A 24,149-nucleotide genomic window follows, 5' to 3' on the forward strand; every position below is an offset into this window, starting at 1 on the left:
ACCTGAACAAGGGCGAACAGCGGGAGAGCCGGTAGCCGGATTCTGGCGTTTTACCGGCCTCGTCGGGAAGATAGCGGGTCGGTTTCGCCGGCGGTCGATATCGGCGCGTCCGGACTTCGAGTAGGAGGCGGAAGCTCGGAGCCGGCGCAGGTGACCGTTACTCCTCGTCGGCCGGTTCGAGGGGGACCCGTTCGACTTCGATGCCGTCGTAATCTCTCTCCGACGAGAGGACGTCCATTCCACGTGTCTCTGCGGTCGCGGCGTGAAACGCGTCGAACGGCGTCATTCCTTCCTCGTAGTAATTGATAGCCTTCAGCACCACCTGCGTCTCCTCCTCGTCCCGCACGGGGACGAGTTCGAGCAGATTGGCCACGAGCGGAACGTAATCGAACTCGTAGCGTTCCCGAGCGAGGACGAGTTCGAGATACGAGAACGCCGAGGTTTCGACCTCATACTCGTTGAGGGCTTCTTCAGCCGACCCCTGCAACCAGTCGGAGTTCTTGGCGAGCGCGAGCAGGAAGTCCGTCTCGACGTACACCGTCATCTATCGGCGTCCTTCTCTCGGGCGTCTACCTTCGCTTCCTCTTCGATGTCCTCTCGAACCTCCTCGACGGACGCATCACGGAGGCCACCTGCCGCCTCACGGACGGCGGCGAGCGGGTCGTCTGCAACCGGAATGAGTTCGATTCTGTCCTCGTAGGTCACGATGTGATACCGTTCACCGTACTTCTTCCGCACCTCCTTGGGGATGTACAGTCGACCCTGCCGGTCCGTCTCCGCTGACATAGAGTGGACTAAGGTGGAATAGAACAAGAACCTTACCACTGGACGAATTTCTGTGGTAAAGCCCAGATGACCTCGTAGCAATCCATAGCGGATTTCGTCGAGCCGAACAAGGTCGAACAGCGGGAGAGCCGGTAGCCGAACTCTGGCGTTTTACCGGCCTCGTTGGGAAGATAGCGGGTCGGTTTCGCCGGCGGTCGATATCGGCGCGTCCGGACTTCGAGTAGGAGGCGGAAAACCAGGGCCGGCGTAGGTGACCGTCACTCCTCGTCGGCCGGTTCGAGGGGGACCCGTTCGACCTCGGTGCCGTCGTAATCCTTCCCGGGGGGAGCACCTCCAACCGTCGTGTACGGGGTCGTTGCGTTTCCTCCGGGGATCGAGACGCGATGTCGCGCCCGTCGGTGCCGCTGGGGTGGATCCAGACCCGTGCGAGGTTGTCGAGGTGAGTCGCGGTCGCAAAGCCCGGTCCGGTAGCTTACAGCCCGAACCCGCTCGGCCCGTCCGGGCCCCGCGGACCGCTCGGCCCCTCGGCGGCGATTTCGACGTGCGACGGTTCCGGCTCGGGGTCGACCTCCTCGCCCTCCTCGAATCGGACGAACGACAGGTAAAACTCCTGCCCGCACGGGCTCTCGGCGCCCGGCTCCGCCACGTCGTCGGCGGTCATCCGGTCGCCCGTCCACCGGAGGCCCTCGACCCCCGCGTCGTCGCCGCAGACCAGCCGGACCCCGTCGGCGTCGTCGTAGTCCTCGTCGGGGCCGCGGTACTCCCACCCGACGAGCGGGTACGGCGTGACCGACTTATCCGAGAGGTATCCCTCGCGGTCGAGTTCGACGACGGCGCCGCAGTGGGGACAGTAGTACCGAACCGGGTGACTCATCGATTGTGAGTCGGGTCCGGATCGACTTAACACCCGTGTTGCGCCTGCTTCCACCGGGCCGCGTCCGGATCGGAGGCCGGTCCGGAGTCAGCCCTCGTCGACGTACCGGAACGCTACCCCGGCACGTTCGGCGGCCTCCGCGTCGCGGGGCGAGTCACCGACGAAGAGGGCGTCATCGGGCGAGCGATCGAGCCGGCGGAGGGCTTCGAGCAACGGTTCGGGGTCGGGCTTGCGAGTCGCGACGGTGTCGCGGCCGACGACGGCGTCGACGTGTGGCGCGAGCCCGTGGGTGTCGAGTGCGACCCGACAGGCCGTCTCGCAGTTCAGCGAGCAGACCGCCTCCGCGTCGGCCCGGCCGAGCGCGTCGGCACACGGCAGCCGGTCGGACGCCGCCGCCCCCGTACGTTCGTGCTCCGCGATGACGGCCTCGACCTCCTCGCGGAGGTCCGTCCGGTCCGCGAGGTTCAGCATCTCCCAGAGGTCGATCCCGGCGGCGTCGATCCCGGCGGACTCGAAGGTCGCGGTCACGTCCGAAGCGACGCGATCCCAGTCCACCTGCAGCTGCACGAGCGTCCCGTCGAGATCCCAGACGACGGCGTCGAACGCGTCGAGGTCCGGGACTGAACCGGTCGTCATTACCGTGTGCACGGTGCCGATGCGAAAAGAGGCTTCGAAGCCGACGGCGCCGGACCGCTGCGGCCACCGGCCGCGGCGCCCTCAGTTCCGTGTCGCGATCTCCCGGAGGGTCTCGACGACCGCCTCGGGGTCGGCGTCGAGCCCGCCGCCCTGCGCGAACGGCGGCCCGCCACCCCCGCCCCCGCCGAACCGGTCGGTGACTGCACCGACGACCTCGCCCGCGTGCACGTCGCTCTCGGGCCCCGCGGCGACGACCACGTAGGGACGCTCGCCGTCGCCGACCGCGCCGACGACCTCACCGTCGCCGACCGCGTCCTTGGCGGCCTCCCCGGCGTCGTTCGGCTCGGTTCCCTCCAGGACGCCGACGCGCCACGCCGTCCCGTGTGCTTCGACGGGCTCGAAGCCCTCTATGGCGTCGGCGACGGCGGCCCGTTCGAGGTCACGGACCCGGTCGCGGAGCTCGTCCCGCTCTTCGCGGACCGAGGCCGCCGTCTCCGCCAGCTCCTCGGCGTTCGTCTCCAGAGCGACCGTCGCCTCCCTGAGCGCCCGGTGGCGGCTCGCCCGGCGGTCGATCCCGTCGGGGCCGACCGCGAACTCGACGCGGGTGAGCCCCTCCCCGGGGTTCGACCGGTCGAAAAGCGTCACCGGGCCGATCTCGCGGGTGTTCGCGACGTGGGTCCCGCCGCAGGCGGCCACGTCCCACCCGTCGACCTCCACGATCCGGACCGTGTCGGCGTCGTCCATCACACCCTCCTCGGTCTTGGTGTTGAACGCGACGTCGTCCCGGGCGGTTGCCTCCGCGGTCGGGACCTCCTCCCAGGAGACGTCGCGGGACTCCCAGACCGCCCGGTTGGTGAGGCGTTCGAGTTCCACGAGCACCTCGTCGTCGATGTCGGTGGAGGTCGTGAAGTCGACTCGGACCTTCGATTCCGAGATGTCGAATCCGCCGTAGCCGAGGTCGTCGAGCAGCCGGCGACCCGCGCCGTAGAGTACGTGACTCGCGGTGTGGGCTCGCATACAGTACGTCCGGAAGTCGTCGTCGACGACACCGGTCACCCGCTCGTCGACCTCGAACGAGGGCTCCGCCGCGAGGGTGTGACGAACCGCATCGTCGACCGTCTGGACGTCGACGACCCGAACGCCGTCGATCGTCCCCCGGTCCGACGGCTGGCCGCCGCTCTCCGCGTAGAAATACGTCTCATCGAGCGTTACCGTGCGGCCGTCGACGTCGACGACTTCGGCCGTGAACTTCCGTACCTTCGGTTCCGACGGGGCGCGTGTCTGCATACGATCCGGTGAGGCGTGGGAGCCGAAAAACCGTTACCGTTCCGGACGGACCCGCTTTGCCCGACCCCCGGACTCACTCGTCGACCAGTTCGACGCCGAGTCGCTCCTCGAGCGCCCGGACGAGCGACCCGCCGACGCCGGCCCGCGTCGCCCGCCCCTGCTCGACGGCGTCGATGTCGGACTCCTTGGCGTCGAGTTCCGTTGCCAGTTCCTCGACGGTCAACCCCGCCTCACGCCGGGCCGCTGCGGCTCTGTTGCCGTACTCGGAGACGAGATACGGCAGTTGGTCCGTCTCGTAGTCGGTGCCGGACTCCCAGTGGCTCGCGTCGCCCCGCGTCTGATCGTACAGCCGCGCCTGCCGCTGTGCGGCGCGTTTCTCCCGCGAGGGACTGTCGCCGTCCCCGCCCCCGGAGCCGCCGCTCGACGACCCGCCGGAGCCCGACGTCCGCCGCGCGTCGTCGTGGGGGGCACAGTCGGAGCAGACTTGAAGCTGCGCGCCGGCGACGTTCGCCCGGGTGAGGTTGCCGGTCGAGCGGCCGCAGAGTTCGCAACTGTCGCCGTCGCCACCGCCCCCGCTGTCGCCGGTGGAGTACTTCGTCATACCCGTTCTACCGGTCCCACGGTGTAAAGCGTACCGTCGCGCGGGACTCGGGGGTCCGACGACCGCGCTGCGGCCGAGGAACCGAACGCTCTTGCCGCGGTCGCCCGGTTGGGTAGGTATGACCGACGAAACGGCGTCGCGGGCGCGACTCACAGCGGTCGCCGAGCGGGCGGTCCGCGCCGGCGGCGGCTACCTCGCCGACGCGTTCCGGGACGGATCGATCGACGCCGACTACGGGACCGACGACGTGAAGGCGGCGGCGGACCGCGCCGCCGAGGAGCGCGTGCTCGACGTCATCGGGGAGGCGTACCCTGCCCACGCGGTCCGCGCCGAGGAGTCCGGGCAGGCGGGCGATCACCGCTACGAGTGGGTCGTGGACCCGCTCGACGGCACCAACAACTTCGCCGCCGGGGTCCCGTCGTTCGCCACGGCGGCCTGCGTCCTCCACGAGGGCACTCCGGTGGTTTCGGCGGTCTACGAGCCACTCCCGGACGATCTGTATCTCGCGCGCCGCGACGGCGGTGCGACTGTCGACGGGGCGCCGGTCGCGGCCGACTCCGACGTGTCGCTGTCGGCGGGGACGGTGTCGTTCGTGGTCGGCCTCCCCGCCCTCCGCGACGCGGACCGTCGGGCGGTCGCAGACCGGGTCGAATCGTCGATCGGCGCCGAGTGCAAGCGGGTGCTCGACACCTGGTCGCCGTGCGTCGACTGGGGGCTTCTGGCCCGGGGCGGCATCGAGGGGCTCGTGGCGTACTACCCCGACGTCTACGAGCAGTACGCCGGGGAACTCCTCGCGAAGGAGGCGGGCGCCCGGACCCGGGTGCTGGACCCGGAGAACGGCGAAGCGGTCTCCCCCGACGCCGACGAGACGGGCCCGACCGGCGTCGGAACCCTCTACGTCGCGGCGACGACTCGGACGGCGCTCGACCGGCTCGCCGACGCCGCGGCCGCCCCGCTCCCGGAATCCGAACACACCGGGTGACGCCGCCGAGGGGAACCCGAAAGTGTCCGCAGCTCCTACCTGGAGTATGGACCTCCTCCGGATGCGGTGGCGCGACGTGGTCTTTGCCCACTGGCGCGTCGACGCCCCGACCGTCGCCGCACAGCTGCCCGACGGCCTGGACGTCGCGACCCACGACGGGGACGCGTGGCTCGGCGTCGTCGGGTTCGTGATGTCCGGGATCCGGCCCCGCGGCGTGCCGGCCGGCCGGTCGTTTCCCGAACTCAACCTCCGCACCTACGTCACCGGCCCGAACGGCGACCGCGGCGTCTACTTCTTCAGCCTCGACGCCGCCGACCGCCTGGGCGTCTCGATCGCCCGCGGGGCGTTCCGGCTCCCCTACTTCAGCGCGGAGATGCGGCACACCCGCGAGGACGACGGGTCGATGACGCTCCGGAGCCGCCGGACACACGCCGACGCCGCCCCGGCGCGCTTCGACGCGTCCTACCGGCAGGCCGGCGAGACGTTCGCGCCGGAGCCGGGAAGCCTGGAGGCGTTTCTGACCGAGAACTACCGGTTCTACACGGCTGGAAGCCGGCTGTACGCCGGCGACATCTCGCATCCACGCTGGTCGATCGCCGAGGCGACGGCGACGATCCGTTCCAATACCCTGTTTCCGGCCAGCGGGTTCGACGCGCCGGACGCGGAACCGACCGTCCACTACGCCCCGGGCATCGACGTGACCGCCGGCGGCCTCGGTCCGGTGACACAATGACGGGGCCTCCAACGCCGGACGGAACCGCCGGGTTTCAAGCGGGGCCGGTCTCTGAGGTCACCTATGGCTATCGACACCGTGATGACGACCCTCCACGTCCTCGTCGGCGCGCTGTGGGTCGGCAGCGTGGTCTTCGTCGCCGGGGCTGTCCTGCCGGCGGCGGCCGACGGGACGCTCGATGCGGCCCCGCTGGAGGCCATCGCCGACCGGCTGGTGTACCTCTCCCGGGGCGCGTCGGTCGTGATGTTGCTCACCGGCGGCCACCTCGCCGGGACGGGCTACACGGTCGCGTCGCTGACCGGGACCTCGCGGGGTCACCTGGTGCTCGCGATGCTCGCGCTGTGGTTCGTGTTCACCGCGCTCGTCGAGATCGGGCGGAGCCGGCTCGTGGACGGACTCCGCGAGAAGCGGGTCCGCGCCCCAGCCTCGGCGGCGACCGGCGTCTTCCGTGCCGCCGCCGTGGTTGGGCTCCTGCTGCTCGTCGACGCCGGACTGCTCTCGGCGGGGATCGAACTCTACTGACCGACCGATGAACAGACTCCACCCCCGCGTTCGGCTGTTATGGATGGGTCGGGCCGTCATCACGGCCGCCATCCTCGCGGGCGTCGCCGTCGCCATCACCCGATTTCTCGCGCCTCCGTGGCTCCCCGGCTGGACGCCCGCGGCGGTCTTCGTGGGCTTTGCGTCGCTCGGGATCGTCCTCGCGATCCTCCGCTACCGGGTGTGGCGCTTCGAGGTCCGCGGGGACTCGCTGTACCTCGAACGCGGGGTGTTCACCCGGGTCCGGACGGTGGTCCCGTTCGTCCGGATCCAGCACGTCGACACCTCCCGGTCGCCGATCGAGCGCCTGATCGGCCTGGCGAGCACCGTGGTCTACACCGCCGGCTCCCGCGGCGCGGACGTGTCGGTCCCGGGGCTGGGTCCGGGCGACGCCGACGACCTGCGGGAGCGGCTGAAGCGGCTGGCGATCCGGTCGGAGAGCGAGGACGCCGTCTGAGATGCCCCGGAGCCTCTCGCCGCTGTCGGTGCCGTACCGCGTGCTCCAGCGCGGCGGCGGGATCGCGGTCGCCGTCGCGTTCGCGATGGGGGGCGGCTTCGACGTTCCGGGCGTCGGTCCCGCGGGGCCGCTCGTCCTGCTCGCGCTCGCGGGCGCCGGCGCCCTCGCGTTGATCGGCTACGAAACGGCGTACGTCCGTCGGTTCTCCTACGACCTCGGCGCGGACACCCTCGACATCGAGTCCGGGGTGCTCTCCCGGCGCAGCCGCGAGATCCCGTTGCGGCGGATCCAGAACGTCGACATCTCCCGGAACGTGGTCCAGCGGTTGTTCGGGATCGCGGTCGTCTCATTCGAGACCGCCGGCGGCGGCGAGACCGAGGCGACGCTCCGGTTCGTCTCCTTCGAGGAGGCGAAACGGCTCCAGGCGACCCTCGGCCGGCTGAAGCGGTCCGACGAGGAAGCAGACGGCGACGAGGACGCCGCCGAAACCGGAAGCGACGCCGAGTCCCCGGCGGGGGACCGCCCCGCGGACCCGGCCGGCCGCCGCTTCGAGGGGCCGTCGGAAACCGAACTGTTCGCGCTCGGCCGGACGGAACTCGCCTTGGTCGGCGCGCTCTCGATCGACTTCCGCGTGCCGGGCGTCCTGTTTCTGATCGTTTCGACGGTCAGTTCGACCGTGGTCCCGACGTTCCTGTCCTCGGCCTCGGGTGTCGCGCTCGCGGTCGCCGCCACCCTCGTTCTGGTCGGTATCGCCGTGCTCTCGTGGATCGTCGGCGCCGCCGCCGCCATCGCCCAGTACTACGGCTTCCGGCTGGTGCGGTCGGGCGAGGAACTCCAGTACGAACGCGGGCTCTTCCAGCGGTACGACGGGTCGATCCCGTTCGACAAGATCCAGACCCTGACCCTGTCGGAGAACCCGCTGAAGCGGCACTTCGGCTACGCGACGCTGTACATCGAGACAGCGGGCTACGCCCCCGGCTCCGGCGGGAGTTCGCGGGGGTCGGAGGCGGCGGTTCCGCTGGCGAAGCGGGAGCGCGTCCTGGCGCTGATCGAGGCGCTGGAACCCGTCGGCGACGTGGAGTTCCGACGGCCGCCGAAGCGGGCCCGGCGCCGGTATCTGGTTCGGTACCTGCTGGTGGTCGGCGTCCTCACCGGGATCGCGTACGCCGCCGACGCGTTCGTCCCGCTGCCGTTCCCGCCGTGGTCGCCCGCGATCCTGATCCCGCTCGCGGTCTGGTACGCCCACGCGACCTGGACACACCGCGGCCACTGGCTCGGTGACCACCACGTCGTCACCCGGAACGGGGTGTTGCGGCGGCAGACCAAGATCGTCCCCTACTACCGGATACAGACCGTGATCGACGCCCGGACCGTCTTCCAGCGTCGCCTCGACCTCGCGACGGTCACCGTCGACACCGCGGGGTCGCTGTCGGTGGTCGGACAGGACGCCGCCGCGGTCGACATCTCGGGGGCACGAGCCGACGACCTCCGCGAGGAACTCGAAACCCGACTGGACGGCGCGGTCGACGCCTACCGCGCCGGGCGCGCCGGGATCGGCATCGACGACGCCTACGACGCGGGCGATCCGGACCCCTCGACCGGCGCGACGGCCGATGCCGACCCGGAGGACCCCGCCCTCGCCGACCCGGACCGGTCCGGAGACGCCGAGGACCCCACCGACCGGGACTGATCCGGCGACCCCGGCAATTGATCTCCCTAACGACCGACGGGTCCGGTATGGATCCGCTCGAGGGGCTCCTGCGGAGCAACGACGAGCACGTCGCGTCGCTCGATGTCGGCCACTTCGACGCCGTCAGGGAGGTCCAACGCCCGAGCGTCGCGTCGATCTCCTGTTCGGACTCCCGGGTGCCGACCGAGGGGATCTGGAGCGCCCGCTCGAACGGCGATCTGTTCACCGGGAGCAACGTCGGCAACCAGGTCTGGGCGGACGTCGACGGCGACCGCGTCGTCAACGACACCGTCGGCTACGCCGTCTCGTCGCTCGGCGTCGGGTTCGTCGCGGTCGTCGGCCACACGGGTTGTGGAGCGATCAGCGCCGCCTACGACGCGGTCTTCGACGCCGACGCCGAGGACCACGGCGCCCCCGCGGTACACGCGGCGGTCGAGCGGCTCGTCCCGATCGTCGAGGCGGCCCGCGAGAACGGCATCGTTACCGCCGACACCCCGCGACCGGCGGGGATAAATCGGCTCGCGGAACGTGCGGTCCGCGAGCAGGCCGCGTTCCTGCACGCCGACCCCGGCGTTCCCCCGGGCGTCACGGTTGCGGGGTTCGTCTACGACTTCCAGCGCGCGTACGGCGGCGCCGACGGCACCGCGTACCTGGTCGCGCTCGACGGCGAGACCGACCCCGACCGGCTCCGCGAGCGACTGGATCCGGCGCTTCACGCCCACGTCGGGACGCTGCTGTCCGACTGACTACTCCCCGCGAGCGCCCCGCGCCTCCGCGATCACCCGGGTGAACTCGCGTGCGGTCTCCGTGATCGACTCGAAGTCCCCCGCTTCGATCGCCTCCGCGTCCATTATCGCGCTGCCGGCGCCGACGACCGCCGCGCCGGCCTCGATGTAGTCCGCGACGTTGTCGACGTCGATCCCGCCCGTCGGCATCAGCGGGATCTGGGGGAGCGGCCCCGCAATACTGGAGAGATGCCCCGGCCCCATCGACGACGCGGGGAACAGCTTCACGATGTCGGCGCCGGCCTCGTAGGCGGTCAGCGCCTCCGTCGGCGTGAGTGCCCCCGGCGCGACCGGGACGCCGTAGCGATTGCAGGTCTCGACCGTTCCCGGGTCGAACGTCGGCCCCACAACGAACTCGGCGCCGCTGGTGATGGCGCTGTGTGCAGTCTCGCTGTCGAGGACCGTCCCCGCGCCCACGATCGCCGCCGACTCGTCGAACGACGCCGACACGTCCGCGATGAGTTCCATCGCGTCGGGGGTATCGGCGGTGATCTCGAAGGCGGTCACGCCGCCGTCGTGCAACGCCGCGGCGACCTCGACGGCGGTGTCGGGGTCCGCGCCGCGCATCACGGCGACCACGCCGCTGTCGACGAGCCGTTCCGTGGCTTCGTTCGTGTCGAGTGTGACCATCGTACGTCGGTGTCGACGCCACGGGCGAATAAAACCCGCCGACCCCTCGCGACCCGGTTCAGTCGGTTCGGGGCACGGCGGCCGCGCCGACCGCGAAGAACGCCGCAGCGAGCGCCGCCGCGGCCAGGAGGTTCGGGAGGACCGCCGTCGTCGCATCCGCGTACGTCACCGCGCGGATCCCGCGGGCGACGTACGTCAGCGGCGAGAACGCCAGGGCGGGGCGGAACCAGCCCGGAAGCAACTCCGGGGTGACGAACGTCTCCGAGAGGAACAGAAGCGGGAGCGCGACCGCGTTCGAGGCCGCGATCACGCCGTCCTGGGAGCCGGCGAGCCGACCGATCGCCGCGCCGAGACCGCAGAACAGGGTCACCCCGAACGCGACGAACGGCAGGAACAGAAGCGTCGCCGGGGCGAGCGGGACCGTGGTCCCGGTCACGAGCACGGTGAGCGCGAGCAAAAGCGTCGCCGCGGCGCCGATCACCACCACGTTCACCAGCGACTGCGCCAACAGCCACTCCCACCGGCGCAGCGGCGTCGTCGCCAGCTTCTCGAACCGGCTGCCCGCCCGGTAGCGCGCCACCGTGCTGCCGACCCGCGAAAGCGGCGTAAACAGCACCACGACTGCGAGATAGCCCGCGATGTAGTAGCCGTCGGGCTCCGAGAACAGCCCGCCGCCGGTCGGCTGCGTCCCCACCAGGGCGCCGAAGATCACCACGATGATCGCGGGGAAGAAGAACGTAAAGAACACCGCGGTCCGTCGCCGGAGGAACGCGTGCCACGAGGCGACGAACTCCGCGCGGATCCGGCCCGCACGGCTCATCGGACCGCCTCCCCGTCGCCACCCTCGAACGACTCCCCGGTGACCGCCAGGTAGACGTCGCCGAGGTCGGGTTGGGTCCACGTCAGCGACTCCACGTCGACCCCGCGGGCGTCGAACGCCGCAACCACCCTGTCGATGTCGCGGGGACCAACCCCTTCGACGACGATCCGGCCACGCCGGGTGGAAACCTCGAAGCCCCCGTCGAGGTCGGCGAGATCCGGGGCCGGCATCCGAGTCGGGTCCGACTCCGCGACACCGTCGCCGGGTTCGACCACGAGCCGGCTCCGACCGCCGTGTGCCGCGATCAGGTCCCCTGGCGTCCCGACAGCGACCAGCCGGCCCCCGTTCAGGAACCCCACGCGGTCCGAGAGCCGTTCGACCTCGGCCATCGAGTGGCTGGTCAGAAGCACCGTGGTTCCGCCCGCGGCGAGGTCCTCGAGCAGCCCCCACAGCGCGCGCCGGCCCGCGGGATCGATTCCGGTGGTCGGCTCGTCGAGGAAGAGCACCTCCGGATCGTTCACCAGCGCGATCCCGACGCAGACCCGGCGCTTCTGGCCGCCCGAGAGCGTCTCGTACCACCGCTCCCGCGCCGGGCCGTCGATCCCCACGTCCGAGAGGACCGCCTCGGGCTCGCGGGCGTCGTCGTAGCGACCGGCGTACTGCGCAAGCAGTTCCCGCGGGGTGAGCCGTCCGGCGGGCGAAAACGATTGCGGGAGGAGGCCGATCCGGGACCGCTCGACGGCTGTGGGCGCGGCGTCCAGGACCCGCACCCGACCATCCGCCCGAGCCGTCCCGGTCAGGGCCCGGACGAGCGTCGTCTTCCCGGCACCGTTCGGCCCCACCAAGCCGAAGACCTCCCCCGCCTCGATTTCGAGTGACACCCCGTCGAGCGCAGTCACGTCGCCGTAGGCCTTCCGAACGCCCTCGGCGACGAGTGCCGCGGTCATGTCTCCGGGTGGGGGCCGTCGGATCCTAAGCCGTTCGGATCTGCGATCGTCACGGCGGCCCTGATTCCACGGGGAGTCGCGGCCGACTCGACGTCCCTCCTTCGACGTACGCGTCCGCTTCAGGCGGCTCGGTCGTCGGAACCGCCGTCGATCCCGTCGGCCTCGTTCCCACCGCCGTCCGCTCGCTCGGAGCCGCCGTCGCCGTCGGCTCCCTCGCTGTCCGCTGTTTCCCCGCCTCCCGCGGAGGAATCGGGGTCTTCGCCCCCGTGAACTTCCTGTCTGATCGACGCCAACTCCGCCTCGACGTCGACATCGGGGCGGTCTTCCTCGGGATTCTCGGCGTCGCCCGCGGTCGCGTCGTCGCCGTCGGTCACCTCGATGGCGACGCCCTCGGATCGGGTATCCGTCGCGTCGCTGCGGCCGGCGTTTTCGGCCTCCCGCCGGCGGTCTCGACTCCCGGACGCCGGGTCCTGGGTCGCGTCCAGCCGCGCTCTGACCTCGGCCGAGAGGTCCCGGGCCTCCCGGAGGAGGTCGCCCGAGGCGCGGTCCTCCGGGACGTCCGCGTCCGCGAGGGCGGTTTCGAGGTCCGCGAGCGCGCGCTCGACCCCCGAGATCGCCTCCCGACCGACGCCCCGAGCGCCGCTGCCCAGCCGCGACGCCGCCGACGCGCCCCGCTCACTCGCCGACGCGTCGAAGGCCGTCCGGTCGGGGTCCACCAGCCGGAGCGTCCCGCGGAGGAGCTCCAGCGCCCGGATGGTCGCTTCCAGCGTCGAGATGAGCGTCGGCAGCGTGTACTGCTCGGTGAACCGCAACAGCTCCGACACCGACGGGGGGCGTGGGAGGTCCGGGCCGCCTCGGCGGCGATCCCCTCGGGTCCGCCGCGCGGGCGGTTCCCGCCCGCGCTCCCGTCCCGGATCCTCCCGGAGCTCCGTTCGTAGCTCGGAGAGCGTGGCTTCGAGGTCGTCGAGGAGATCGGGCAGGTCGTCGTCGCGGTCGGATGGATCGGAGGACATACCCGACGTTGGGGGCGACCGCTCAAAAGCGTGTGCGCCGGCGCGTCCCCGTAGAGCCGCCCGTCAGTCGACCCGACCGCGCCGGTACTGTTTCGGCCACGCCACGTCGACGCCGAGTTCGTGGGCCGCCTCCAGCGCGAAGTAGGGGTTCCGGAGACGCTCCCGGCCGACGAGGACGAGGTCCGCGCGACCGTTGCGGATCACCTGATCCGCCTGCCGGGGCGCCGTGATTCCGCCGACCGCACCCACTGCTGTGTCGGTGGCCTCCCGTACCCGCTCGGCGTACGGGATCCGGTACCCCGGCCCGGCGTTGGGGACCTGCTGGTCGGGGTGGATGCCGCCGGCGCTCACGTCGATCAGGTCGGCGCCGTCGTCGGCCGGAAGCGGCGCCGGCCGCGCGGCGTCCCACGACGGCCAGTCGGTCGCGGAGATCCGCACGAACACCGGCCCGTCGTCGGGCCAGACCTTCCGATGGGCGTCGCGCCCGCCGTCTTTAGGCGAACCAAAACCGTTTTATCCTGGCGAGGGCCAGAGGACAGTAATGGCTGAAACGGAGTTCGTCGACGATGCTGCCGACACAGGGACCGACCTAACAGGCGGGTCGGTGTCGCAAGTCTCCGCACACCGATCCTCGCCGGACCGGATGGTGCTCGTCGAGGCGGACAACTCGGACGGGTGGATCGCGCTCGACGCCGACGCTGCGACGTCGATCGAACGGTAGTCGGGCGAAAACGCGGCGAATCCTTATGTGATCGACGGCGCGCCGTTACCTATCGAACGGGAGCGCTCGGCCGAAGCGGGTGGGCGTCTACCGGGTTGCCGACTCGAGGACGAGCGTATCGTCCTCGAGGTAGTGTTCGATGTGGTGGGCCGCGTCCTCGACGTTGATCAGGTTCTCCCGGAGGAGGTGTGCGGTCGTCGGGTCGCCGAGGTTCTCCGCGAGTTCGACGTGGTCGCGGAGCGTCTCGATGATGTCGCCGTACATCTCCATATCGTGCTGGAGCGACGTTCGGATGTCGTAGACGTCCTCGCTTTCGGGTTCGACCGCGGCGTGTTCGGAGATGGCGTCGGTCCCCGCGACCGGGACGCCGCCGAGCGCCTGTGCGCGCTCGGCGAGTTCGTCGGCGAACTCCTCGGCCTCATCGGCGGCTTCGCCGAGGAAGATGTGGAGGTCGCGGAACTCCGCGCCCTCGACGTTCCAGTGGTGCTTCTTCAGCTGGTGGTACAGGACGTACGTCGACGCCAGATCCGTGTTCAGGGCGTCGACGATCTGTTCGGCCCGTTCCGCGTCGACGCGCAGGGCCTCGCTGCCCTCGACTTCGCCGGCGCTCTGTCGAACCGTCTCTTGGGTGCTCATTGCGTTTCCACGTACGTCCGGCACCAACTTAATACTTTGACTTTCAAAAAGATCTTTTTCACAAACGCCAACGCGATTGGTCGGTACCGGCCCCGAGGCGCCGGATCAGTCCGTTGCGACGTCGACTTCCTCCGGCGGCCGGCCGAGTTCGACGGCGGTCCCCTCGTGGCGGCACTCCTCCAGGGCGTGTTTGGCGTCCATTCCCGCGACGTGGGGAGTGGACGCGGTACCGACGCCGACCTTCAGTTCGACTCCCGCGGCGGTCTCGACGTGGTCGATGGCGTTCCGGTAGTCGGCCTCGTCCATCGTCGGACAGACCGAAATGATGTTGTCGCCGCCGACGAAAAAGGAGAGCGCGCCGTGCTCCTCACGGAGGTACCGCATCAGCGTCGCGTACCCCTGTTCGATCTGGATGAACGAGTCGAACTCGTTGAGCTGGTCGGTGTACTTCCCGGTGGCGTCGTTGACGTCGAAGTGGGCGATCCGGACGTTCGAGTCGGCCTGCTCGGCCTCCGAGAGGAACTTCCCGGCGAGCACCTCCCGCCGGTCGCAGTCCTGCGCGGAGCCGGCCTGTTGGAGCCCCGCGGTCGCCGCCTCCAGCGCCGCGACCGGCACCTCGTCGACGCCCGTCCCGAGGCTGATCGTTACGGGGTACCGGTTGCCGATCGTTTCCTGCAGCAGCGCGTGGTCCGCCCTGTCGAGCCCGTTGGTGATCGCCACCATATTGTCGAACCGCGTGAAGAAGACGTAGCCGTCCCGGCTCCCGACGAACTGCGCGAGGTCCGCAAAGAGCCGCGATTGGAGGGTCTGGAGGTCCATCTCCCGGCGCGGGTTCGGCGTCACCGTCCAGGGGCCGTAGTTGTCGATCTGAACGAGTGTGAGCTGGGAATTCGTCACACTCCCACTCAAGAACCTGTGGTATATGCGTCTTTCCGTATCAGATCGGATTATCGTCTCAGAACTGGGATACGGCCCCGGCGCAGTCGGTCGAACTGCCGGTCGTCTCCCCGCTGTTGACTCCCGACGTAGTCCCGGAGGTAGGGTATGGAGCGAGCAGCCGGCACCCGCCGTCCCCGCGCCGACGTGCCGGACTACCGCTGCCCGGCGCGGGGTGAGCGTCACCGCACACCGGGGGTGGTCCCGTGATCGCATATGAACCTCCCGGGCGGGACGCCGAGGCCCGATGGGACGACGCGGGTGTCGGTCGCGGCTCTCGGCACTCGCTGCGGTCTCGCTGCCGGCACCCGACGCCCATCACGTTAAACACCGCACTGCCCTTATGGGTGGTGATGACCCTTCGCGGCGTGATCTTCGACGTCGACGGAACGTTAGTCCGCGGCGACGAACCGCTCCCCGGGGCGGCCGCCGGACTCGCGGCGGTCGACGACGCGGGACTCCGGCGACTGTTCGTCTCCAACAACCCGACGAAACCCCCCGCGGACTACGAGCGGCGGCTCGGACGGGCGGGGTTCGACGTCGACAGCGAGGAGGTGATCACGGCCGGCAGCGTTTCCGCCCGGTATCTCTCGGCGCACCACGCCGGCGAGAGCGTGGCAGTGGTTGGCGAACCCGGCTTCGTCGACCTCCTCCGGCAGGAGGGCCTCACCGTCAGGATTGTCGGCTCCGAGCCCGGAGCCGAGCCGACCCCCCGCCCGGACGTCCTCGTGGCGTCGATCGACCGGGAGTTCCACTACCGGACGCTCCGCCGGTGTCTCCGGTTGCTGGACGACCCCGACGTCACCTTCCTCGGGACGGACCCGGACGTCGTCATCCCGGCGCCGGAGGGGAACGTTCCGGGTTCCGGCGCCGTGATCGACGCGATCGCGAACGTCGTCGGCCGTGACCCGGCGGCGATCCTGGGCAAACCCAGCCGAACCACGCGGGATATGGCGTTGGAACGGCTCGGGCTCCGCCCCGAGGAGGTGCTCGTCGTGGGCGACCGCCTCGACACCGACATCGCCTTAGCGGAGGGCTCGGGGATGCGGACCGCGCTCGTCCGGACCGGCGTGACCGACGACGCCGCCCTCGACGGCTCGCCGATCCGGCCGGACCACGTCCTCGACTCGCTTGCGGCCTTGGAGTCGCTCCTTTGTGACTGACCGGGGCGTGCACAATCGTTATAGACTCGGGCGACGAACTACCGACGAGGCACGACAATGAGCCAACAGATCCTGATGATCGTCGGCGACTTCGGCGAAGACTACGAACTGATGGTCCCGTACCAGACGCTCGAGGCCGTCGGCCACGACGTCGACACGGTATGTCCCGAGAAGGAGGCGGGCGAGACTGTCAAGACCGCGATCCACGACTTCAGGGGCGACCAGACCTACCTGGAGGAACGCGGCCACGACTTCGAGGTGAACACCACCTTCGACGCGGTCGACCCCGCGGACTACGACGCCCTCGTGGTCCCCGGCGGCCGCGCCCCGGAGTACCTCCGGACCTACGACGCGGTCCTCGACACCGTCCGCCACTTCTTCGAGGCCGAAAAGCCGGTCGCGGCGCTGTGTCACGGGCCGCAGATTCTCGCGGCCGCGGGCGTCCTGGACGGCTACGAGATGACCGCCTATCCCGCCGTGCGGCCGGAGGTCGAAGCCGCCGGCTGTTCGTGGGTCGACGGGGTCACCGTCGACGGGAACCTCGTGACCGGCCAGGCGTGGCCGGACCACCCCGAGTGGCTTGCGGCGTTCATCGACCTGCTCGACGCCGAAAGCGAGACCCAGGAACCCGCCGCGGCCGACGACTGACTCGTCGGTCCCGTTCTGATCGACCCGCCTCGGTGCGGCTACCGGCGGGTCGATCCCTGGTGTGTGGTACCGTCTGACAAAGAGTTATATGCGATCGGCGCGTTCGCTCGCGTATGGACCACCAACCGAACAGTCCGTACGTCTACTCCGAGGACGCGCCCGAACCGGCCGACCCGTACCTCTCGCACGACGCGGTCGAGGAACGATCCGTCCCCGACCCCGAAGGCCGGGACATCGTCATCGCGGACGGCCAGGCGATGAGTTTCCGGGCGTACGCCCGTAGCTAGCCGGCGATACTCGCGAGGAGCGCCTCACCTCCGTCAGAACGCGTCGCCGTGGGTCGCTATCTCTGCGCGGAGCTCCGGCCGGAGCGCCGAGTGGACGTGGCAGATGTCCTCCGCGCGCTCGACGATCTCGGCGAGGGTCCCGCCGTCGAGGTCCGCCTCGACGTGGATGTCGAACCGGATCGCTTCGAGGTCGTCGTCGTCATCGAGGTCGGCGTCCGCGTCGATCTGTACCTTCCCGAGGTCGTCGTGGTCGCGCTGTTGGGCGCCGACCCGGAAGGCCGGGAGGAAACACGCGGCGTAGTCCGCCACTAAGACGGCGTTGGGATCCGGTCCGGTCTCCCCGGTGGCGTCGATCCCGAGCTCGAACTCCCCGACCTGGCTGGAACTGGCGAACCCCTCGTCGCTGACAGTGGACGTCCGAATGTCACTCATTCCTCCTTGATTGAGGCGCCGACGCGTCCTAAAAGTACCTATGACGTGGTTCGTCGGTGTTCCGGGGCGTCCCGGCACCGGCCGGGTCGAGGGAGACGGCCGGAATCGGGCCCCGGACGGCCGACATCACTCCAGGGTGACGGACTCCTCGCCGTCGAGGACGTGGACTTCGGCGTCGGACCCGGTGGCTTTCACCTCGCGGACGAAGTCGTCGGTGTCGATCTCGATCGGCGGGAAGGAGTCGTAATGCATCGGGAACGCGTGGTCGACGTCCAGCCAGTCGGTCGCGATGGCGGCCTGTACCGGCCCCATCGTGAAGTGGTCGCCGACGGGGAGGGCGGCGGCGTCGGGTTCCAGATACGCCCCGATCACGTCCTTCATCTCCGACATCAGCCCGGTGTCGCCGGCGTGATAGAACGTGGTGGCGTTGGCGTCGGACTCCTGGGTCGGCTTCGTGTCGCTGAGGAGGAACCCGACCGGCACGCCCAGGCTGGTCTCATAGCCCGTGTTGAGCCCGTTGGTGTGGTCGGCGCGGTGCATCGTCACGAACGCGTCGCCGCACTCGACGGTACCGCCGATGTTCATCCCGATGGTGTCCTCGAACCCGACCTCCGATTCGAGGTAGCCGGTCAGCTCCGGGACGCCGACCGCCGTCGCGTCGGCGAACGCCCCCGCGTCGGCGATGTGGTCGGCGTGGCCGTGGGTCAGGAGGAGGTAGTCGGGCGTCTCCACGTCCGCGGCCGCGAGGTCGGTCTTGGGGTTGTCGAAGAAGGGGTCGATCAGGAAGGTTGTGCCGTCGACGTCGACGTGCCACGTCGAGTGGCCGTGCCAGGTGAGTTCCATCGTCATACGTCACCCCTAGCTTCTGCCGGAACGACAATAAAGCGTGTCCCCGGCGGCGTCCGGCGGTCGTCGTGATGCGATCCCCCGAGACGGATGGAAAGACCGAAGCCCCGAGCCGACAACGCCGTCGGTATGCGAACGGCCAGATTCAGGGATCCGGCGGGATCGGTCCGCACGGGCGAGTGGCACGGCGACGCCGTCTCCTTCGGCGACGAGACCTACGACCTCGACGCGGTCGACGTGTTGCCGCCGTGTGAGCCGACCAAGATCGTCTGCATCGGGCGCAACTACGCCGAACACGCCGAGGAGTTCGGCAACGAGGTTCCCGACCGGCCGCTGCTCTTTCTGAAGCCGCCGAACACGCTCTCGGGTCACGGCGACACCGTCACGTTGCCCGCGGGCAAGGAGCGGATCGACTACGAGGCCGAGATCGCGGCCGTGATCGGCGAGCCCGCCCGCAACGTCGACGCCGACGCGGCGATGGACTACGTCGCGGGGTTCACCTGCCTGAACGACCTCTCGAACCGCGACGACCAGCGGGCCGAACAGAACTGGGTCCGCGGGAAGGCGTTCGACAACGCCGCCCCGATCGGGCCGGCGATCGCGCCGCCCGCCGAGGTGCCGGCCGACGCCGCTGTGGAACTCCGGATCAACGGCACCGTCGAACAGTCCTCCTCGCGGGACTTCTTCATCTTCTCCGTCCCGGAACTGATCGCGGAGATCACCACGTACCTCACCCTGGAACCGGGCGACGTGGTCTCGACGGGCACCCCCAGCGGCGTCGGCCCGCTCTCCGACGGCGACCACGTCGCCGTCGAGGTCGAGGGCGTCGGTACCCTGGAACACGACGTGCGGATCCCGTAGCGGCAGCCGTCGGTTCGTCCCCCGCCGGTGCTCGGCCGGCGCTCGTGCAGAACCGGACCGGAACCCGACGGTCCGGGGCCGTCGCTTCCGGCGGGTCACCTCCGACGACGCGGTGCCGCCCGCGAGGAACACGCCGGGGGTAGCTCACTCGCATCTCGTATACGGGACGGATCTGACGAAGGTATGACCGAGCGGCACCCTCGGCGTTGCGGGCCGGTCAGCCGATCACTCGGTCCTGTAACGAGTCGAGGTGCTTCACGTTGTATACGAGTTTGACCTCGTCGCTTGCGGGCCGACTCACGCAGGTGAGCCGGATCCCCTGGTCGGCGACCTCCTCGTCGCTGAGTATCTGTTGCATATCCATCTCGACTGCGCCGTCGTGGACGATCCCCGCACAGTTCGCGCAGGCGCCCGCCCGGCACGAGAACGGCCACTCGTGTCCGCGAGCCTCGGCCGCTTCGAGGATGTACTCCGCCTCGTTCGCCTCGAAGGAGCCGTACTCCGGCGGTTCGAGGTCGGCGGCCGCGGCCTTCTCGAACAGGTCCTCGTCGTCCACCGCCCAGTCCCGCTCGACGACCGCTTCGTAGTCGAGATATTCGATCTCCGGCATCGTGCTACGGTTGGGCGACGTCTCGGGTGAGGACGTGCCACGATATTGGGGGGATATATGAACGCCGCGGGCGACTGCGTCAGACGGATCACGACGCTGGCGCCCGGCGACGACCCCCGGGCACCGTCGGCGGTGGTGTCCCCTGTCGACGGGTCCACATTTAGGTGACTGTGGCTCCAACTCCGATCCGCCATGTCATATGGTAACAGTAGATCTGACGAGGGAGAGGACACGAAACGGGCGTTACCGACTAACGTGGGTGCTGACTCGTAGATGGTCTTCAAGAAAGTCACACTCATCGGCCGGAGCGAGGAGAGTTTCGACGACGCCGCCGACGACGCGATCGACCGCGCGAACGACACCCTCGACAACGTCTGCTGGGTCGAGGTCGACGAGTTGGGCGTCGAGATCGCGTCGGTCGAGGACCGCGAGTACCAAGCCGAGGTCACGGTCGCCTTCGAGCTCCACGACGGCGAGTAAACCGACGGCCGGTCCCGACCGGCGACGCCGACGACTTCTTTTCCGCGCCGCGCCCACTCCGATCGAATGCCGCGGCTCCTCCACTACTCGGACGCCGAGAACGTCTACGACGACCCCACCCGGGCCGGCCGGCTGGCGGGGACGATCCGCCGGCTCGACGGCCCGGACGCGCTCGTCTGCGGGACGGGCGACAACACCGCTCCCGGCGTGCTCGCGCTGATCGAGGAGGGCCGGCAGGCGCTCGATCTCTTCGACGCCGTCGGGCCGGACTTCGAAACCTTCGGTAACCACGACTTCGACTTCGGGCCGGAGGCGACGCGGTCGCTGGTCCGTGCGGCCCCACAGACCTGGATCACAGCAAACGTGTACGACCCCGACGGCGAGCGGTTCGCGGCCGAGGAGACCGTCCCGTGGACCGTCGAGACGGTAGACGGCGTCCGGATCGGCGTCTTCGGCGTCACGGACCCCGCGACCCCGTCGTTGAACCCGATGGCCCGGGACCTGCAGTTCACCGACCCCTACGAGGCAGCCGAGCGCGCGGTCCCGGAACTCCGGACACAGGGAGTCGACCGGATCGTGGCGCTGTCGCACCTCGGCGACGGCGACGACGACCTCGCACGGCGGGTCGACATCGACCTGATCCTCGGGGGCCACCGCCACTCCGAGCGGGACGACCGGGTCGCGGGGACGCGGCTCCTCCGCCCCGGCGCGAACGGCCACGCGGTGGTCGAGGTGCGGTTCGACGCGACGGGGTCGATCGGCGTCGACCGTCACGAAACCGCCGGGGCGCCCGTCGCCGACGACGTGGCGAGTGCACTCCGCGGCCGGGTCGACGCCGCGGGGCTCGACGAGGTGGTCGGCACCGTTTCCGACCCCGTCGAGCGGCACGACGCCGCGGTGTTCGGGGGCGAAACCCGAGTCGGGAACCTCGTCGCCGACGCCTACCGGTGGGCGACGGGCGCGGACGTGGGGCTCCAGAACAGCGGCGGGATCCGCGCGGGGCCGCCGCTCGCCGGCGCGGTGACCGTCGCGGACCTGGTGAGCGTGGTCCCGTTCCAGGAACGGGTCGTCGAGGCGACGGTGACGGGCGCGGAACTCCGGTCGATCCTGCGGGAGTCGTCGGCGGCGGTGGTCGAGTCCGGAGCGCCCGACAGGTGGCACGGTCACGTCTCGGGCGTTCGACTCACGTGGGACGCCGCGGCCCGCCGGCTACGGGAGGTCCGGGTCGACGGCGACCCGATCGACCCGGCGGCGACGTACACCATCGCCACCTCCGCGTACGTCCTGTCCACCGACCACGAGTTCCCGACGCTTCGGGAGCAGCACCGAACCGGGGAGAGAGCCCTCCAGTTCGAGGTACTCGCCGAGTACGCACGGACCGTCGGCATCGACCCCGAGATCGAGGGGCGAATCCGGCGGGTTGCGGACGCGACAGACCGGACCCCGTAGGCGGCCCCTACGCCGGGGGTAGGGTGCCTGCCGAGCCCCGGCATCGTGACCTCGGCCCGGCAGGACGGCGGTTTCGACCCCCGGACCGGAGTAGAAACGTTCAGGTTGTGTGAGCGCGTTGTGGTCGGTAATGGTCCGCGTGGTGGTCCCCGTTCGGTATCCGCTGACGAAACACTCGAAAGCGACGCTCTCGGAGGCCATCAGGATCGCCGAGGAGCGGAACGCCGAGCTGACGATCCTCCACGTGGACCTCTATCAGGAGAACCACGGCGTCACCCGGGCGAAGCTCCGGCGGTCGGTCGAGGCGGCGTTCGGATCGCTGGATCGCGTCCGGTACGTCGTCCGTCGCGGGTTCCTCGTCGAGGAGACGATCTTAGAGGAGGTGGCGGCCGACGAGGCCGACGTGGTCGTCCTCGGATCGAAACAGGCGGGGCGGTGGCGGCGGATGCTCCGCCGGATCCTCGACGATCCGGACATCGAGTCGTATCTCCGGGAGAAGCTCGACTGCACCGTGATCACCGTCCGCGCCGACGGAACCCGGGCGACGGTGTAGGGCACAGTCCCGCCGCCGACGCGGGGACTGCCGGATCACTCCCCGTCGCCGGGGTGCTGCCCGTCCGCCGAGCGCTGTCGGCGCGGCGCGGCCGGCCGCCCTTCTGCCGCTCCCCTGTCGGCGTCGACGCTGGCGTCGAGCGTGCCGCTGGTGTCGTCGAACACCAGGTGCCGGTGGGGGTACGCGAACCTGATGTCCGCCTCGTCGGATCGGAAGGAGTCCCAGATCCGATCCCGGATCCGCGATTCGACCGTCGGGATCCGGTAGGGCTTCGTGACCCAGTATCGGAGCCTGAGCAGGACCCCGTCGTCGGCGAACGACGCCCGCAACACCGTCGGGCGGGCGGGGTATCGCGCGCTCCCGATCCGGATGTCGGGGCCGCCGCGGACCACCGCGTCGTCCTCCCTTGCGGCCTGCCGCATTAGCGTCCGTGCCCGTTCCGTGTCGGATTCGTAGGTCACCAGCACGTCGAGCTTCAGTCGCACGCGTTCGTCCTCCGCGGAGTAGTTGGTCACAAGCTGCTCCCGCATCGTGGAGTTGGGGACCACCAGAAAGGTGTTTTGGAGGGTGAACAGCTTGGTGTACCGGATCGTGATCTCGTCGACGAACCCACGGCGGCCGTCCTGCAGTTCGATCATGTCGCCGATCTCGTAGGGCTCGTCCGCGAGGATGAACAGCCCGTTGATCGCGCTGCCGACGATCGGCGCGAGGACGATCCCCAGGACCGCCGAGAAGACCGTGACCGACAGCACGACGTTGCCCAGCTCGAACCCCAGGATGGACGCGGCGGCAACGAGGGTGACCGCGATGATGCTCCCCCGGACGAGCCGGAGGACCATCTGTGCGACGCTCTGCCGACGGAACCGCCGTGCGATCGGCCGGCCGGCCAGCCGGACGACGTACCGCGAGAGCAGGACTCCAGCAACGATCACGAGCGCCGCCGCGACCCACTTCCACCCCGGAAACTTGGCCCACTCCGGCACGACCGCGACCAACCCACCCTGGACGGCGGCGACCGACGCCACAGCGGGCGGTGTGCCCAGCCACATACCGCCGACCACGCGGAGGGCACACAAAAAGGGTCGTTCGCGAGCGGAAGCCGTCCGGCCGGCCGGCGATCGCCCGAAACGTACGACCCGAGCGACCCTGCACCCGGTATGGCACCCGTCTCCGACGCTGCTCCGTTTTCGAGGTCGTCCCGAGACTCCCCCGAGCAACACGCTGCTGGCGGGGTTCTCCGCGTTCGGACTCCTGGCCTGGCCGCCGTCGACTACCGTGTCGATCACCCGGAACTGACGGGGACCGGACGCGTCGTCGAGGGCCTCCCGGCCGCGCCGACGTACCCGGCTGTTCCCGCGGTCGGACCTCAACGTGACGGTCCCGTGGCCGAACTGTTCGTCCCACGGATGGCGTCGCTGCCGCTCCCCGATGCGACCGGGGCGTGGGCGGAGTCCGGCGACCTCCCGGAGGTGGTCGCGCTCCCGAGCGTCCTTTCCCCTACGGCCCGGACGAACACCGCACCTCCTACGTCGCGACGGACGGCTCCCGCCGGCGTCGACTCGCCGCTCGACGTCTGCGCGTACATCACACCGGTTCACGCCCAGGCCCCCCGACATCGGGACCGCGATCCGGCCGGTCGAGACCGTCGCCGGGGTCTACGACTTCGGCATCGACCCCGCGTCTTCGGGGGCGTTCGCCGCCGAGTTCGAGCAGTACTACACCGGATTCGCCGATCGGCTCGCAAAG

The 24,149-nt window shown here is 70.0% G+C and carries 30 protein-coding genes and 1 pseudogene; 14 read left to right on the forward strand and 17 right to left on the reverse strand.

Annotated features, from left to right (window positions below; genetic code table 11):
- Nucleotides 1–157 precede the first annotated feature (157 nt).
- From H5V44_RS03310 to H5V44_RS03335, 6 genes are all read right to left on the reverse strand, one after another.
- Nucleotides 158–544 carry a PIN domain-containing protein gene (locus tag H5V44_RS03310; RefSeq protein ID WP_185191693.1) on the reverse strand — a complete coding sequence of 129 codons (387 nt, stop codon included), beginning with the start codon at nt 542–544 and terminating at the stop codon, nt 158–160.
- Nucleotides 541–786 carry an AbrB/MazE/SpoVT family DNA-binding domain-containing protein gene (locus H5V44_RS03315; protein WP_185191694.1) on the reverse strand — a complete coding sequence of 82 codons (246 nt, stop codon included), beginning with the start codon at nt 784–786 and terminating at the stop codon, nt 541–543. The genes H5V44_RS03310 and H5V44_RS03315 overlap by 4 nt, the downstream gene beginning before the upstream one ends.
- A gap of 472 nt (nt 787–1,258) precedes the next feature.
- A complete protein-coding gene (locus tag H5V44_RS03320; RefSeq protein ID WP_185191695.1) occupies nt 1,259–1,660 on the reverse strand; it encodes a hypothetical protein in 402 nt (133 codons plus the stop codon).
- Between the two features lie 87 nt (nt 1,661–1,747).
- Nucleotides 1,748–2,296, reverse strand: a complete 549-nt coding sequence (locus H5V44_RS03325) for an HAD family hydrolase (protein WP_185191696.1) — start codon at nt 2,294–2,296, stop codon at nt 1,748–1,750.
- Between the two features lie 81 nt (nt 2,297–2,377).
- Nucleotides 2,378–3,583: an alanyl-tRNA editing protein gene (locus H5V44_RS03330; protein ID WP_185191697.1), complete on the reverse strand. Its 1,206-nt coding sequence runs from the start codon at nt 3,581–3,583 to the stop codon at nt 2,378–2,380.
- Nucleotides 3,584–3,656: 73 nt separating this feature from the next.
- The gene (locus H5V44_RS03335) at nt 3,657–4,184 is read right to left on the reverse strand and encodes a helix-turn-helix domain-containing protein (RefSeq protein ID WP_185191698.1); all 528 of its coding nucleotides are present in this window, start codon (nt 4,182–4,184) and stop codon (nt 3,657–3,659) included.
- 118 nt (nt 4,185–4,302) lie between these two features.
- On the opposite strand from H5V44_RS03335, the gene H5V44_RS03340 reads away from it, so the two are divergent.
- The 6 genes from H5V44_RS03340 to H5V44_RS03365 all read left to right on the forward strand — a co-directional run bounded on the left by H5V44_RS03340 (nt 4,303) and on the right by H5V44_RS03365 (nt 9,332).
- Nucleotides 4,303–5,166 (forward strand): inositol monophosphatase family protein, encoded by an 864-nt coding sequence (locus tag H5V44_RS03340; protein WP_185191699.1) that lies wholly within the window; start codon nt 4,303–4,305, stop codon nt 5,164–5,166.
- Between the two features lie 46 nt (nt 5,167–5,212).
- On the forward strand, nt 5,213–5,899 hold the full coding sequence (locus tag H5V44_RS03345) for a YqjF family protein (protein ID WP_185191700.1): 687 nt from the start codon (nt 5,213–5,215) through the stop codon (nt 5,897–5,899).
- A 63-nt stretch (nt 5,900–5,962) separates the two neighbouring features.
- Nucleotides 5,963–6,421 carry a CopD family protein gene (locus H5V44_RS03350; RefSeq protein ID WP_185191701.1) on the forward strand — a complete coding sequence of 153 codons (459 nt, stop codon included), beginning with the start codon at nt 5,963–5,965 and terminating at the stop codon, nt 6,419–6,421.
- 7 nt (nt 6,422–6,428) lie between these two features.
- Nucleotides 6,429–6,896, forward strand: coding sequence for a PH domain-containing protein (locus tag H5V44_RS03355; RefSeq protein WP_185191702.1), 468 nt, complete (start codon nt 6,429–6,431; stop codon nt 6,894–6,896).
- A gap of 1 nt (nt 6,897) precedes the next feature.
- Nucleotides 6,898–8,586: a PH domain-containing protein gene (locus H5V44_RS03360; protein ID WP_185191703.1), complete on the forward strand. Its 1,689-nt coding sequence runs from the start codon at nt 6,898–6,900 to the stop codon at nt 8,584–8,586.
- Between the two features lie 47 nt (nt 8,587–8,633).
- Entirely contained in the window at nt 8,634–9,332 is a 699-nt protein-coding gene (locus H5V44_RS03365; RefSeq protein WP_185191704.1) for a carbonic anhydrase, read from the forward strand.
- Here H5V44_RS03365 and H5V44_RS03370 read toward each other — a convergent pair whose 3' ends face one another.
- From H5V44_RS03370 to H5V44_RS03390, 5 genes and pseudogenes are all read right to left on the reverse strand, one after another.
- The gene (locus tag H5V44_RS03370) at nt 9,333–10,001 is read right to left on the reverse strand and encodes a bifunctional 4-hydroxy-2-oxoglutarate aldolase/2-dehydro-3-deoxy-phosphogluconate aldolase (protein WP_185191705.1); all 669 of its coding nucleotides are present in this window, start codon (nt 9,999–10,001) and stop codon (nt 9,333–9,335) included.
- A gap of 58 nt (nt 10,002–10,059) precedes the next feature.
- On the reverse strand, nt 10,060–10,821 hold the full coding sequence (locus H5V44_RS03375; RefSeq protein ID WP_185191706.1) for an ABC transporter permease: 762 nt from the start codon (nt 10,819–10,821) through the stop codon (nt 10,060–10,062).
- A complete protein-coding gene (locus tag H5V44_RS03380; protein WP_185191707.1) occupies nt 10,818–11,768 on the reverse strand; it encodes an ABC transporter ATP-binding protein in 951 nt (316 codons plus the stop codon). Before H5V44_RS03380 ends, H5V44_RS03375 begins: the two co-directional genes overlap by 4 nt.
- A gap of 119 nt (nt 11,769–11,887) precedes the next feature.
- A complete protein-coding gene (locus H5V44_RS03385; RefSeq protein ID WP_185191708.1) occupies nt 11,888–12,781 on the reverse strand; it encodes a DUF7547 family protein in 894 nt (297 codons plus the stop codon).
- A 63-nt stretch (nt 12,782–12,844) separates the two neighbouring features.
- A pseudogene (locus H5V44_RS03390) lies at nt 12,845–13,261 on the reverse strand (oxidoreductase); the annotation flags it as partial.
- Between the two features lie 61 nt (nt 13,262–13,322).
- On the opposite strand from H5V44_RS03390, the gene H5V44_RS03395 reads away from it, so the two are divergent.
- Nucleotides 13,323–13,502 (forward strand): hypothetical protein, encoded by a 180-nt coding sequence (locus H5V44_RS03395; RefSeq protein WP_185192041.1) that lies wholly within the window; start codon nt 13,323–13,325, stop codon nt 13,500–13,502.
- 87 nt (nt 13,503–13,589) lie between these two features.
- Here the strand turns inward: H5V44_RS03395 and dpsA are convergent, their stop codons facing one another.
- Nucleotides 13,590–14,138: a DNA starvation/stationary phase protection protein DpsA gene (gene dpsA, locus H5V44_RS03400; RefSeq protein ID WP_185191710.1), complete on the reverse strand. Its 549-nt coding sequence runs from the start codon at nt 14,136–14,138 to the stop codon at nt 13,590–13,592.
- 105 nt (nt 14,139–14,243) lie between these two features.
- On the reverse strand, nt 14,244–15,035 hold the full coding sequence (locus H5V44_RS03405; protein ID WP_185191711.1) for a GTP cyclohydrolase IIa: 792 nt from the start codon (nt 15,033–15,035) through the stop codon (nt 14,244–14,246).
- A 392-nt stretch (nt 15,036–15,427) separates the two neighbouring features.
- Here H5V44_RS03405 and H5V44_RS03410 point away from each other — a divergent pair, with 392 nt between their 5' ends.
- The 3 genes from H5V44_RS03410 to H5V44_RS03420 all read left to right on the forward strand — a co-directional run bounded on the left by H5V44_RS03410 (nt 15,428) and on the right by H5V44_RS03420 (nt 17,172).
- On the forward strand, nt 15,428–16,237 hold the full coding sequence (locus H5V44_RS03410) for an HAD-IIA family hydrolase (protein ID WP_185191712.1): 810 nt from the start codon (nt 15,428–15,430) through the stop codon (nt 16,235–16,237).
- Nucleotides 16,238–16,294: 57 nt separating this feature from the next.
- Complete coding sequence (locus tag H5V44_RS03415) at nt 16,295–16,885, forward strand: DJ-1/PfpI family protein (protein ID WP_246403651.1); 591 nt, start codon at nt 16,295–16,297, stop codon at nt 16,883–16,885.
- 113 nt (nt 16,886–16,998) lie between these two features.
- Nucleotides 16,999–17,172: a hypothetical protein gene (locus tag H5V44_RS03420; RefSeq protein WP_185191713.1), complete on the forward strand. Its 174-nt coding sequence runs from the start codon at nt 16,999–17,001 to the stop codon at nt 17,170–17,172.
- A 33-nt stretch (nt 17,173–17,205) separates the two neighbouring features.
- On the opposite strand, the gene H5V44_RS03425 is transcribed toward H5V44_RS03420, so the two are convergent.
- Together H5V44_RS03425 and H5V44_RS03430 are read right to left on the reverse strand one after the other, a co-directional pair.
- Nucleotides 17,206–17,604: an OsmC family protein gene (locus H5V44_RS03425; RefSeq protein ID WP_185191714.1), complete on the reverse strand. Its 399-nt coding sequence runs from the start codon at nt 17,602–17,604 to the stop codon at nt 17,206–17,208.
- Between the two features lie 126 nt (nt 17,605–17,730).
- On the reverse strand, nt 17,731–18,447 hold the full coding sequence (locus tag H5V44_RS03430; protein ID WP_185192020.1) for a metal-dependent hydrolase: 717 nt from the start codon (nt 18,445–18,447) through the stop codon (nt 17,731–17,733).
- 132 nt (nt 18,448–18,579) lie between these two features.
- Here H5V44_RS03430 and H5V44_RS03435 point away from each other — a divergent pair, with 132 nt between their 5' ends.
- Nucleotides 18,580–19,311 carry a fumarylacetoacetate hydrolase family protein gene (locus tag H5V44_RS03435; RefSeq protein ID WP_185191715.1) on the forward strand — a complete coding sequence of 244 codons (732 nt, stop codon included), beginning with the start codon at nt 18,580–18,582 and terminating at the stop codon, nt 19,309–19,311.
- Nucleotides 19,312–19,528: 217 nt separating this feature from the next.
- On the opposite strand, the gene fer is transcribed toward H5V44_RS03435, so the two are convergent.
- The gene (gene fer, locus H5V44_RS03440; protein ID WP_185191716.1) at nt 19,529–19,921 is read right to left on the reverse strand and encodes a ferredoxin Fer; all 393 of its coding nucleotides are present in this window, start codon (nt 19,919–19,921) and stop codon (nt 19,529–19,531) included.
- Nucleotides 19,922–20,194: 273 nt separating this feature from the next.
- Here fer and H5V44_RS03445 point away from each other — a divergent pair, with 273 nt between their 5' ends.
- The 3 genes from H5V44_RS03445 (at nt 20,195) to H5V44_RS03455 (ending at nt 22,403) form a co-directional block, all read left to right on the forward strand.
- Nucleotides 20,195–20,401, forward strand: a complete 207-nt coding sequence (locus tag H5V44_RS03445) for a dodecin (RefSeq protein WP_185191717.1) — start codon at nt 20,195–20,197, stop codon at nt 20,399–20,401.
- Nucleotides 20,402–20,467: 66 nt separating this feature from the next.
- Nucleotides 20,468–21,850: a bifunctional metallophosphatase/5'-nucleotidase gene (locus H5V44_RS03450; RefSeq protein WP_185191718.1), complete on the forward strand. Its 1,383-nt coding sequence runs from the start codon at nt 20,468–20,470 to the stop codon at nt 21,848–21,850.
- A gap of 130 nt (nt 21,851–21,980) precedes the next feature.
- Nucleotides 21,981–22,403: a universal stress protein gene (locus H5V44_RS03455; RefSeq protein WP_185191719.1), complete on the forward strand. Its 423-nt coding sequence runs from the start codon at nt 21,981–21,983 to the stop codon at nt 22,401–22,403.
- Between the two features lie 35 nt (nt 22,404–22,438).
- Here H5V44_RS03455 and H5V44_RS03460 read toward each other — a convergent pair whose 3' ends face one another.
- Nucleotides 22,439–23,452, reverse strand: a complete 1,014-nt coding sequence (locus H5V44_RS03460; RefSeq protein WP_185191720.1) for a mechanosensitive ion channel family protein — start codon at nt 23,450–23,452, stop codon at nt 22,439–22,441.
- Nucleotides 23,453–24,149: the final 697 nt, after the last annotated feature.

The sequence above is a fragment of the Halobellus ruber genome, assembly GCF_014212355.1.
In the GTDB taxonomy this organism is placed as follows: Archaea; Halobacteriota; Halobacteria; order Halobacteriales; family Haloferacaceae; genus Haloquadratum; species Haloquadratum rubrum.